Annotated in this window: 10 protein-coding genes and 1 tRNA gene; 6 read left to right on the forward strand and 5 right to left on the reverse strand. The window is 55.2% G+C overall.

Annotation, left to right across the window (positions count from 1 at the left end):
* Positions 1–67 precede the first annotated feature (67 nt).
* Both AABE20_RS00525 and AABE20_RS00530 read right to left on the reverse strand, forming a co-directional pair.
* Positions 68–1,330, reverse strand: coding sequence for a Y-family DNA polymerase (locus tag AABE20_RS00525; RefSeq protein ID WP_338331333.1), 1,263 nt, complete (start codon positions 1,328–1,330; stop codon positions 68–70).
* A complete protein-coding gene (locus AABE20_RS00530; protein ID WP_338331334.1) occupies positions 1,330–1,713 on the reverse strand; it encodes a LexA family protein in 384 nt (127 codons plus the stop codon). The genes AABE20_RS00525 and AABE20_RS00530 overlap by 1 nt, the downstream gene beginning before the upstream one ends.
* Positions 1,714–1,787: 74 nt before the next feature.
* Here AABE20_RS00530 and AABE20_RS00535 point away from each other — a divergent pair, with 74 nt between their 5' ends.
* A complete protein-coding gene (locus AABE20_RS00535; protein WP_338331335.1) occupies positions 1,788–2,603 on the forward strand; it encodes a DNA adenine methylase in 816 nt (271 codons plus the stop codon).
* An 8-nt stretch (positions 2,604–2,611) separates the two neighbouring features.
* Here AABE20_RS00535 and AABE20_RS00540 read toward each other — a convergent pair whose 3' ends face one another.
* Entirely contained in the window at positions 2,612–3,814 is a 1,203-nt protein-coding gene (locus AABE20_RS00540; RefSeq protein WP_338331336.1) for a tyrosine-type recombinase/integrase, read from the reverse strand.
* A 166-nt stretch (positions 3,815–3,980) separates the two neighbouring features.
* Positions 3,981–4,054, reverse strand: a tRNA-Cys gene (locus tag AABE20_RS00545).
* A 150-nt stretch (positions 4,055–4,204) separates the two neighbouring features.
* On the opposite strand from AABE20_RS00545, the gene AABE20_RS00550 reads away from it, so the two are divergent.
* The 5 genes from AABE20_RS00550 (at position 4,205) to msrA (ending at position 10,574) form a co-directional block, all read left to right on the forward strand.
* Positions 4,205–4,918, forward strand: a complete 714-nt coding sequence (locus AABE20_RS00550; protein WP_338331337.1) for a protein-L-isoaspartate O-methyltransferase family protein — start codon at positions 4,205–4,207, stop codon at positions 4,916–4,918.
* A gap of 124 nt (positions 4,919–5,042) precedes the next feature.
* A complete protein-coding gene (locus AABE20_RS00555; RefSeq protein ID WP_338331338.1) occupies positions 5,043–6,482 on the forward strand; it encodes a TolC family outer membrane protein in 1,440 nt (479 codons plus the stop codon).
* A 30-nt stretch (positions 6,483–6,512) separates the two neighbouring features.
* Positions 6,513–7,139, forward strand: a complete 627-nt coding sequence (locus AABE20_RS00560) for a DUF2497 domain-containing protein (protein WP_338331339.1) — start codon at positions 6,513–6,515, stop codon at positions 7,137–7,139.
* A gap of 137 nt (positions 7,140–7,276) precedes the next feature.
* Positions 7,277–9,973 (forward strand): valine--tRNA ligase, encoded by a 2,697-nt coding sequence (locus AABE20_RS00565; protein ID WP_338331340.1) that lies wholly within the window; start codon positions 7,277–7,279, stop codon positions 9,971–9,973.
* 64 nt (positions 9,974–10,037) lie between these two features.
* Entirely contained in the window at positions 10,038–10,574 is a 537-nt protein-coding gene (gene msrA, locus AABE20_RS00570; protein ID WP_338331843.1) for a peptide-methionine (S)-S-oxide reductase MsrA, read from the forward strand.
* Here the strand turns inward: msrA and AABE20_RS00575 are convergent, their stop codons facing one another.
* A complete protein-coding gene (locus AABE20_RS00575) occupies positions 10,575–11,930 on the reverse strand; it encodes an ABC transporter ATP-binding protein (RefSeq protein WP_338331341.1) in 1,356 nt (451 codons plus the stop codon). It abuts the gene before it with no gap.
* Between the last annotated feature and the right edge of the window lie 3 nt (positions 11,931–11,933).

The raw sequence follows: 11,933 nt of genomic DNA on the forward strand, positions 1-11,933 counted from the left end.
GGTGTCCGCTATGAGGAAGTGGACTCTGTCCTCCGTATGTCCGACATGAGGGCGGAAGCCGACATAGTTACCACGTCTGAGCTTCCATAATCTCATCAAGTCGGGTCGTGTAGCGCGCTGAGAGCATGGCCCGCCTGGGCTTCCAGTCTCGTTTGATGCCTGCCGAGAGCGGGAAAAGAGTACCGCTCCCAAATTTCTGGTTGATCCCGTCCATGGCGGCTAGAAGGCTCTCTTGCTCTGGTTTCGTGCTGGCCGTGCTGAAAAGGGTGCTCTGTTGCCCATGTGGTGCCAGATCGTTCAGCATGACACCCGCCTTGGCATAACGGTAGCCATTGAGCCATATCCGCTTTAGTAGGCGGGAGGCGTACTGACAGATGGCAAAAGTATCATTGGTTGGCTCGCAACTGATGCTGAACTGGTTAGCGTACCAGCCTTCGTCCCGCTTGTGTCGATTGGTCTGAATGAACACAGCAATATGGGCGGCATCCTGATCCTCTGCTCTCAGTTTTTCGGCCGCCTTGGCTGCGAAGCCAGTTATGGCCTCATGCATTTCCTCATAGGTGGTAATAGGGCGGCCAAAGGAGCGGGTGCAGGCCATACCTTTGCGGGCCTCTGCCATTTCCGATATCTGGAGGCAGCTTTCCCCCTGTAATTCAGCCTGCAACCGTAAACCGGTTATGGCCATGATCTTGCGGATATGCGCAGGCTTGGCCTCCACAAACTGCTCTATGGTACGCATTCCGGCATCGTGCAGTCTGGGGAGAAGGCGGCGGCCAACGCCCCATACTTCCCCCACAGACACGTTGCGGTAAAATTTGTGGCGTGTCTGCGGATCTGTCAGGTCGCACAGCCCCTCCAGCTCCGGCCTGTCCTTGGCCAGCCCGTTGGCCAGTTTGGCTATGGTCTTGGTCGGCCCCCATCCCACGCAGGTCGGCACCTTGGTGATCTGCTGAACGGCCTGACGCATGGCCCCGCAATGGGCATGTAGCTCCGAGGTAAAGCCGGAAAGATCGAGGAACATCTCATCAATGGAATACGGCTCAACCCTCGGGCTGTAATCCAGCAAAACCTGATAGACGCGGCGGCTCATGTCCGCATAGAGCGGGTAGTTGCTGGAGAACCAGCGCACGTCCGATAGCTTCCGCTCATGGCGGACCAGATGCCATGGTTCTCCCATTTTGATGCCGAGCTGCTTGGCTTCCGCTGTGCGGGCTATGGCGCACCCATCGTTGTTGGACAGCACGACAACTGGCCTGTGCTTCAACTCCGGGTCAAAGGAGCGCTGGCAGGAGCAGTAGAAGCTGTTGCAGTCGATCAACCCGTACAGCATCAGGCTTTCTCGCGCACCACACTGGTGACGTTGGCCCAGATCTCCACATCACGCGCAGGATCAACCTGAAGTGGTGGATGCGTGTCATCACCCGATAGCAGCCACCATGCCTTGTCTCGCTTCTGCAACTCCGCCAGCAGCACACGCCCGGCCGCCCAGGCAATGACCAGTTGCCCTGCCTGCGGAGAGCCCGCGGTATCTGCTATGAGAATATCCCCATCCAGAATACCGCGCTCCGCAAAGGTCGCGCCACGCACGCGCACCGGGTAGCGGCTGGGGTTTTTGAGGTCCAGAATCTGGGAAAGGTCTATCGGCCCTTCAACAGCATCTGCTGCCGGGCTGGCAAAGCCAGTCGTGCGATCTCCCGCATAGCGTGCGCTCATGCTTGTACCCTCCATTGAGAACGTATAGAGAACATACGAGGCGTGAGAGTCAAGATTATTGGAGGGCAAGGAGTATGGATGAGAGTTTCTATGGGAATGAGAGCGATCTGAGAGATTGCATACCTGTCTCGCCCGTCGCCCCATACTTAGGCGGCAAGAAGCTGCTGGCCAAAAAGATTGTTCCATTGCTCAGGGGCATCCCGCACCGGGCTTACGTGGAGCCATTTGTTGGGATGGGCGGCGTGTTTTTCCGCCGGGACTTTGTATCACCCTGTGAGGTGATCAATGACCTGAATGGGGATGTGGCCAATCTGTTCCGGGTGTTGAAGTGGCATTATGTACCGCTGATGGATGTGTTGCGGTGGCAGATCACCAGCAGGGAAGACTTTGAACGCCTGCGAAAGAGCGACCCCATCATGCTGACGGACCTGCACAAAGCGGCCCGCTTTCTTTATCTTCAGCGCTTAGCGTTTGGTGGGAAGGTCAATGGGGCATTCGGGGTGGCTATCAATCCAGCTCGCTTTGATGTGCATAAGCTGGGGCAGATACTGGATGAGGCCCACCAGAGGTTAAGTCGGGTGGTGGTCGAGTGCCTGCCGTATACAGACGTAATTACCCGGTATGACCGCCCGGACACGCTTTTCTATCTGGACCCGCCCTACTATGGGAACGAAAAGGACTACAATGCGCCGTTTGCTCGCTCCGAGTTCGTGGCGATGGCGGAGCAACTGGCCCAGATCAGGGGGCGTTTTGTGCTGTCATTGAACGACAGACCAGAAGTAAGGGGCATATTCTCTGCATTTCACGTAGAGGCGGTAGAGGTGAACTATTCAATCAGTCGAGGTGAAAAGGGCAGGGGGCGACGTGGCGAGGTAATTATCACGAATTAAATGCAGACTTACCGTCTACTTTTACCCAGAAGTTCTATCGGGTCGGGAAAATTATCGAATAAAATGTCCGCCCATTCCTGAGCCAACTCCCGTTTTCTCTCTCTATGTTCAGCCCGGTTGTATGCTGCCTCGACTTGGTTCCGCGTTGTATGCGCAAGCATTTGGTCAATAACAGCACGATCTTCTGGGTGCCGTTCATTCATGATCGATGAAAAGGAAGACCGGAAACCATGCGGCACGTGCCTTCCTGCATAGCCCGCTCTGTTCAGAAAATAGCCCAAAGCATTTTCTGACATGGCCCTATGAGCCCACCGCGCATTGGGGAAAACCATGGGGCCTCGGCCACTCAGGGTCCTCACTGCCTCTAATACCTCCAATGCCTGACGAGAGAGCGGCACAACATGCGGACGACGCATTTTCATTCTGTCTGCCGGGATCGTCCAGGTATCACCTTCCAACTCTGTCCAAGGCATTGCATGGACTTCTCCTGGGCGGACAGCCGTAAGTGCCAGAAACCGCAGAGCAAGCACTGTCACCGGATGAGCGGGAAGACTTTCTGCTATCCGCAACATCTCTTGTAATTCGGCTAAGTTAGTGATTGCCGGCATGCGCCCCTTTTTCAAAGGCGCCAGTGCTCCCTTAATTACGGCTGCTGGATCTGCATCGCCAAGGCCGCGGGCAATACCGTATGTAAAAATAGCAGATAACCTCTGCCTTACGCGCCGCGCTGTTTCTTTGGCATTGCTACGCTCAATACCTTCAATGACTGCCAAAACCATTGGCGGCGTGATCTCTGTAATCGGAATATTGCCTAAAGATGGCCAGATGAACCTTTCTAGGCTTCTCTGAACTTGCTCAAGATGAACGGCACTCCAGTTGGAGCAGTTCATGTTCAACCAGCTTTCACCTACAGATTGTAAATGGTTCTGAGCGCACGCGGCTTCCGCGCGACGTTGCTTACGCGTGAGGGAAGGGTCTCTGGATAAGCGAATTTCTGCTTTTGCATCATCCCGAGCTTTTCTGGCTCCAGCCAGAGAAACCTCGGGGTATTTCCCAAAGGAGAGAAGCTTCTCTTTCCCTCCAATGCGATACTTCATTCTCCACAGTCGGCTACCATTAGGCTGGACCAACAAATACAGCCCTTCAGAGTCGGCCAGTTTGTAAGGCTTTTCCTGTGGTTTTGCTTTACGGGCAGCGGCATCAGTCAGCATGAATACCCCCGATACCCCCGGCATGGAGATGCTACCCCCAAATATACCCCCAGAATACCTGTCATTCCCCGTCTCCCGGCATCATTCCATGTCATAAGGCACGGAGTGACAAAGCGCAGTTTTCCGCGAGGAATGTCAACAGGCGTCATTTATTTTCAAGGGGAAGTGGAGGTCCGGGCGGGAATCGAACCCACATACGCGGATTTGCAGTCCGCTACATCACCATTCTGCCACCGGACCAACGGTGTATGGTGGAAGCCTTATGTCCTTTTCTTTCAAATTGGTCAAGCCGTTGTGTTGTGCCAATTTGAAAGCAGTATGTCAGACAGACTCTTGTCTATGGTCGGCACGGGTCAATCGGGTCGATGCTTCATCAGGAGATTACGCAACATGAATGCCCATGCGGCCACGGCCATGCCTCAAGGAACACCATCAATGGATGCAGCCATGTACACCCAAGCGCGTAACCTGATGGTGGACGACCAGCTTCGTCCGTCAGAAATTACCGATTCGCGTATTCTGGAGATCATGCGCCACCTCCCGCGTGAGCAGTGCATGCGGCCCGACCTGCACAATGCGGCCTACGCAGATACAAGCCTGCCCCTGACACAGGACCGTGTACTGGCACAACCCCTGTTAACTGCACGGCTTGTGCAGGCGGCCACCCCTGTTGCTGGGCAGCATGTTCTGGTGGTTGGCGCCTCTACCGGGTACACCGCCGCACTTTTTGCTCAGTTGGGCCTGCGGGTGACAGCCCTCGAATCCAACCCTGATCTGGCACAGGTCGGACAGACGTTCTGCCATGCGCAGGCGCCAGCGGTTGTCTGGCAGCATGGCCCGCTCACTCAAGGGTTTGCGAACACGGCACCGTACGACCTGATCTATTTTGATGGCTGCATTGCGGCCTTGCCCGACTTTTGCGACAGCCAGCTTGCCGCCCATGGCCGCATTGTAGGCCTGCTGCAAACCGGCCAATCCTTGTCAGAAGCCTTTAGTGCGGTCAGGGAACCCGGATATTCCAAACCATTCAGAGTGCGTTTTCTGTTCGAAGCGCAGGCCCCCCTGCTACCGGGCATGACCCCTGAACATGCTTTTTCCTTTTAGAACCCGACCATAAGGGCGCCGCATTTCTGACCCTCATAAACTATAAATTGGAATTTAATCTCACATCATGGCATTGAACGGTGCCGCAAGCACATTGCGGTAACTGGCAAGCAGGAGCAGCCTTATGCGGCGTATTTGCGAAACCGGCCTGAGCATGGCGGTCATACTGTGCGGCACCACCGCATGGGCGCAAAAATACGATGGAAGCGGCTCTCCTTCTTTTATTCCGCATACCTTGCAGGAATCTCTGGCTGCCGCGTATCTGACCAACCCGACCTTACAGGCCGCCCGCGCCACACTCCGTGCGACAGATGAGGAGGTTCCAACGGCACTTGCTGGCTGGCACCCCACCATAACCAGTCAGGTCGGGCTTTCGTACTACAACGGGATCAACGATTATCAGGGCGTTGGTCACCCCCGCACGCACGAGTCCCTGCGGCGTTACGATACACCGGGATATTCCGCTGGTGTTGCCATCAACCAGCCCATCTATAGCGGGGGCAAAACAACTGCCGCCACGCATGAGGCCGTTAATCAGGTTATGGCGGCACGCGCCCACCTTATTTCGGTTGAGCAGCAGGTGTTCCGGCAGGTGGTCAGCGCTTATGTTGGCGTGATTGAAGATGAACAACTCCTGCAACTGAACATCAATAACGAGCAGGTTCTGCAACAGCAGTTACGCGCCACCAATGAGCGTTACAGGGTAGGGGAAATCACACGGACCGATGTTGCACAGGCAGAGGCGGCCTATGCCTCCGCACAGGCTACGCGGCAACAGTCGGAAGGCACATTGCAGACCGCTCAGGCAACCTACATGCAGGTTATTGGCATGGCGCCCCCCCCCAACCTTGTGCCACCGCAGCCCCTCATACTGCCGGTTAAAAACGAACAGACAGCCGCCGCTCTGGCGGTCAAGAACAACCCGGATGTCATTCACGCGCTTTTTACCGAAGCCTCCCACAAGGATTCCGTGGGCGTTGCCATGTCCACCATCCTACCTAAAGTCTCCGCAACGGTGGGTTACCAACATCAGGTCAATCAGGCCCTGAACAATCAGATCAACGACAGTAAATACGCAGCTCTCAATTTTAATATTCCCATTTATCAGGGCGGGTCGGAATATGCTGCCGTCCGTCAAGCCAAGCAGTTGGCGCAGGAAGCACACCGCGAGGTGGACGTCCAGCGCCGCGCAGCCGCGCAAGATGCTGTTTCCAACTGGCAGAAACTGGTTACTTATCAGGCCTCCATTGCCAGTAACCGGATCGCAATCAAGGCCGGAACAGTAGCGCTGGACGGCGTGGAGCGGCAGGCCATGGTTGGCACCAGCACAACGCTGGCCGTGCTCCAGCAGCAGGAGACCCTGCTGCAGGCGCAGGTCGCTCTTGTGCAGAGCCTGAGCAACATGGTTATTGCCTCTTACAACGTGGCCGCAGCCATTGGCCGCTTGACCGCAGCCGATCTAAAGCTGAATGTTCCCCTTTATGATGACAAGGCATACTATAACGCGGTAAAGGATCGGTTATGGGGGTTGAGCGATTATGCGCTCAACCAGCCGGGTCGATAATGTTAAGCCAGAAGTAACAGGGATGTTTGTATGGTGTCGCCTCAGGACTCATCTGAAGAGACAGGTAAATCAGTAGCGGATACCCTGTCTTCCATTCGGCAGGTACTGCATGATGAGCACCTTTCGGCTACAGCAGAACATGCCTCGGAGCCACAGGATGACCCGGACGAGGACGAAGATGTGCTCGTTCTGTCTCCATCCATGATGGACTCTGCGCAGCCGGGAGAAAAAGATGCTCCCGCTGCCCCCCCCAGCACCACGGATGCAGCCAAAGCAGGCAGCAAAGCCGATCTTGTGCAACCGCGGGCCGTGGATCATGATGAAGTATTATCTGTAACGGATCTCAGGCAGATCGAACTCAACAAAAAGGCTGAACATACCATGTCTGGTCCATTGCCCATTCCCTTGAATGACGAAACGGTTTCCGATACCGCCAACTCGTTCGCTGTTCTGCAGAAAAGCCTGCAGGAAAAATATCTTAGAGAACATGAGGAGAGAAAAGTGGCTGTCACGCATGAAGGGTCTCTGACGGTTGAAGACATCGTGCGCCAGGAAGTGCGCGTTTTCCTCAAAAAATGGCTTGATGCCCATCTGGCGAGCATTGTGCAGGCTGCTGTACGCAAGGAAGTTGAACGCCTGACGCAGCGCGGTCTGTAAGGTTTTCTTCTGTTCCGCCTGCGTGTTCCTACAAAAAACAGCGTCAGGCGGAACACAATCCTGTGGTCTGTTAATTGCTCTGCAAAGGCGGGGGCTAGATGCCTTCCGCCTTTTTTACGTGGCGTGGTTGGATAAATATGCTGAACAAGACTTTTGAGCCTGCACAAACTGAAAAACAGCTGTACGAACTATGGGAAAGCAAGAAGGCTTTCTCTGCCCAGCCAGCAAGCGACAAAAAACCTTTTACCATCATGATCCCACCACCCAACGTTACTGGCACGCTCCATATGGGCCATGCGTTGACCATGACCTTACAGGACACCCTGATCCGCTGGAAACGCATGCAGGGGTTTGACACCCTGTGGCAGCCCGGAACTGACCATGCGGGCATTGCCACGCAAATGGTTGTTGAACGCACATTGGCGGCAGAAGGGAAAACCACCCGGCAGGATATGGGGCGCGAAGCCTTTATTGAACGCGTGTGGCAGTGGAAAGAAGAATCGGGTGGCGGCATTACCCGCCAGTTGCGCCGCCTTGGCGCCTCGCTGGACTGGCCGCGTGAACGCTTTACCATGGACGAGGGCCTGTCCCGCTCGGTGAAGGAAGTTTTTGTCTCTCTCTACAAGGACGGCCTGATCTACAGGGACAGACGGCTTGTTAACTGGGACCCGGCCTTCCGCTCCGCCATTTCCGATCTGGAAGTTGAAAGCAAGGATGTTGCAGGCAACCTGTGGTACATCCGCTACCCGGTTGAAGGGCAGGGCGATACCACCATTACGGTTGCCACAACCCGCCCTGAAACCATGCTGGGTGACACGGCAGTGGCCGTCCACCCCGAAGATGAGCGCTACAAAAACCTGATTGGTCAATGCGTTCGTCTGCCTCTGACCGGACGGCTGATCCCTATTGTGGCGGATGAACACTCCGACCCGGAAAAAGGGACAGGTGCGGTCAAAATTACACCTGCCCACGACTTTAATGACTTTGAAGTTGGCCGCCGCCACCAGTTGCCCATGATCAGCGTGCTGGACGAGCAGGCCCGCATTGTGCTGGACGAAATTGAAGAAGACCTGAGCGCGCATGAAGGGCTGGCTGACCCGGCTTTTGTGCGCGCATTGGCTGGCACCACACGAGAGGAAGCCCGCAAGACCATTGTAGCCAGGCTGGAAGAAACCGGCTGGCTGGAAAAAATTGAACCCCACCGCCATCAGGTCCCTCATGCGGAACGGGGAGGGGCGGTTATTGAACCCCGCCTGACCACCCAATGGTATTGCGATGCAGGCAAACTTGCAGGCCCGGCTATCGAAGCCATTACATCCGGTCGGGCCAGCTTTATTCCCAAGCAGTGGGAAAACACTTTTTTTGCATGGATGCGTGACATCCAGCCCTGGTGCATCTCCCGTCAGTTGTGGTGGGGGCACCGTATTCCCGCGTGGTATGGCCCCGATGGGCACGTGTTTGTTGCCCATGACGCTGATGATGCGCAAAAGCAGGCTCTGGCCCATTACGGCAAGGCCGAGCCTATTACGCAGGACGAAGACGTACTGGACACATGGTTCTCGTCCGCCCTGTGGCCGTTTTCCACGCTTGGTTGGCCAGACAAAACACCCGAACTGGACCGTTACTACCCAACGGATGTTCTGGTCACAGGTTTTGACATTATCTTCTTCTGGGTTGCCAGAATGATGATGATGGGCCAGCACTTCATGCACGATGTGCCGTTCCGCAACATTTTCATCCACGGTCTCGTCCGCGACGAGCACGGACAGAAAATGTCCAAAAGCAAGGGCAATGGCATTGACCCGCTGGAACTGATCGATGATTACGGCGCAGATGCCATGCGCTTTACCATTTGCGCACTCACAGGCATTGGGCGGGATGTCAAGCTTGGTCGCAAGCGGGTAGAGGACTATCGATCCTTTATTACCAAACTCTGGAACGCTGCCCGCTTTTGCGAAATGAACGGTGTGCGCGCACCCGTAAACTTTGACCCAACGCAGGTCAAATCACCACTCGGTCGCTGGATTTTGGCCGAAGCGGCAACCGCCATTGCGGATGCAACCCGTGCGTTGGACGCGTATCGTTTTGATGAATATGCACTGACCTGCTACCGCTTTGTGTGGAACCGTTTCTGTGACTGGTTCCTTGAGTTCGCCAAACCGGTCTTCAACTCGGACAATAGTCAGGAAGCAGCAGAAATCCGCGCCGTTGCGGGCCATGTTCTTGGCGTGATCCTGCGCCTGCTCCAGCCTGTTGTGCCATTTGTAACAGATACGCTCTGGCACGAATTTGGCTTTGGTGAGGAAGGAAGCCTGATCGCCGCAGAATGGCCGCTCCCCGTAGCCCCCACCGGGGCTGATGAGGCCGTAGCGGAATGCGAGCAGATTATTCGCCTGATTACGGAAATCCGCACGGTGCGGGCGGAAATGAACGTCCCACCATCGCAAACAGCCCCGGTTCTGCTCAAGGACGCAGCCCCTGTCACGCTGGAACGTATTGAACGGTGGCAGGAAGCCATCTGCCGCATGGCCCGCGTAACACAAACCAGCTCACTCGCGGGTGATATTCCCAAAGGTTCTGCTCAGGCCGTTGTGGATGAAGCCACCGTCATTATCCCACTCGAAGGGTTAATTGATCTGGCGGTCGAACGCGAACGGCTGAAAAAAGAACTCTCCAAAGCGGAGGATGAGGTCGGCAAAACTGAAAAGAAACTCGGGAACGAAAACTTTGTCAGTCGCGCCAAACCAGAGATCGTGCAGGAAATGCGGGATCGTCTGGAAAGCCAGCAAGGGGAATGCGTGCGGCTAAAGGCCGCCTTGTCCCGCATAGCCTGAACAAACCGGCCCCGCCTGACGTATCTATAAGGCGGGGCCGCCTGATGGAAGGAACAGACGCATGGTGGAAACAGCAGTACTGGGTGGTGGTTGCTTCTGGTGCCTCGATGCCGTTTACCGCCAGATGCGTGGTATAATTTCCGCAATCCCGGGTTATGCTGGAGGTGCTACGGCACACCCGACATACCAGCAGGTCTGTTCAGGCCAGACAGGGCATGCCGAAGTTGTTCTGCTGGAATACGATCCTGCGGTGCTTGACTACCGACAAATTCTGGAAAGTTTTTTCGTTCTGCATGACCCAACAACCCTGAACAGGCAGGGGCATGATGTTGGAACCCAGTACCGGTCTGTTATTTTTTATACTTCAGAACCCCAGCGTGATACCGCCAAAGATGTTCTCCAGCACATAACCGATACCAACTTATGGGGAGCCCGGCCAGTAACACAGCTTTTGCCGTTGGATCAATTCTGGCCTGCGGAACCTGAACACCACAACTACTACGCACAACATCCTAATGCTGGATATTGTCAGGCAGTTATAGCCCCCAAGCTGGCCAAGGCACGGCAGGCACTTGGCGCAATACTGCGGCCAGAAGCATAATTACTCGCGGCTATCTTCTGGCAGAAAAAAACGATCGCTCTCTTCATCATAGTCGAACAATTCCGCAAAGCGGGTCCAACCGATAATGGTCTGGAGCGTCTGCCGGGCATAGTCGGGTGACATACTGGCTTCCAGTTCGTCCCTAAAGCGCTCGGCTTTAACGCTATGTGTAGGTCGTTCGTCCAGCAGGGCACAGATCATTTTGACCAATGGCACATGGTGGCGCAGCGCATGCCCCATGATGGCCTTGCGCTCATCCAGATCGCTCAAAACAAAATGAACGCCTTCGTTGGTCAGAAGAATGTCTCCATCTTCCAACTCCGCCAGCGCCAGCAGTTCCAAGGATTCCCCTAAGGGGAACAGGTCATCCAGTTCCAACTGAAGTTTTTCCGCAAGCACAGGCAGATCCGCCCGACCATTCAGCGGTGGTCCGGCCAGAGCCTCCATCATACCAATCATCATGGTGATCGACACCGGAACCAACGCCCTGAACCCTGGCGCCATGGAAGACGCCGTTGTGGTGCGGTTCATCAGATCTGCTTCCGAGATAATCGGGGCGCGTTGTGTCATCAAGGCATAAATATGATCGACCAACTGGCGGAAAGCTGCATCCTCACGATTACGCGGGTGCGGGAAGGGAACTGGCAGAACATGGGCAATACGCCCCGGATTGGAGGAGGAAATCACAATCCGGTCACACATCAACACCGCTTCTTCAATGTTGTGCGTCACAATCAGCATACTTTGTACGGGGAGTTTATTGTCTGACCAGAGTTCTACCAGATCTGTGCGCAAGTTCTCCGCTGTTAGAACATCCAGAGCGGAAAAGGGTTCATCCATCAGCAGGAGTGCCGGATTAACCACCAGTGCGCGTGCAAGACCCACGCGCTGCTGCATACCGCCCGAAAGTTCCTTGGGCCATGCGTTCTCATACCCACCAAGACCGATCAGATCTATCGCGTTTTCCACCAGTGCATCACGTTCTGCGGCAGGCACTCCCTTGGCATCCAGACCAAGGGCTACGTTTTCCTCAATCGTCATCCAAGGGAAGAGCGCAAAGGACTGAAAGACAATGGCCACATCCTGCGTTGGGCCTTTAAGGGCTTCACCTTTCCACAACACATCGCCCGATGTTGGCGGCAGCAACCCTGCGATAATCCGTAAAAGAGTAGATTTACCTGACCCCGAACGCCCCAGAAGCCCAACAATCTCACCCGCATGGATGGTCAGATTCACATCATCCAGCACCTGAACATCAGCCGTGCTGTCTTTGTGATAAAATTGCCGGACATTGCGCAATTCCGCCAGAACTGTCTGTTGCGAGGCAGCACGCCCAGTTTGAGAGGGAAACACCATTTC

Origin of the sequence: Acetobacter zythi (assembly GCF_963921165.1) — a bacterium.
Classification (GTDB): Bacteria; Pseudomonadota; Alphaproteobacteria; order Acetobacterales; family Acetobacteraceae; genus Acetobacter.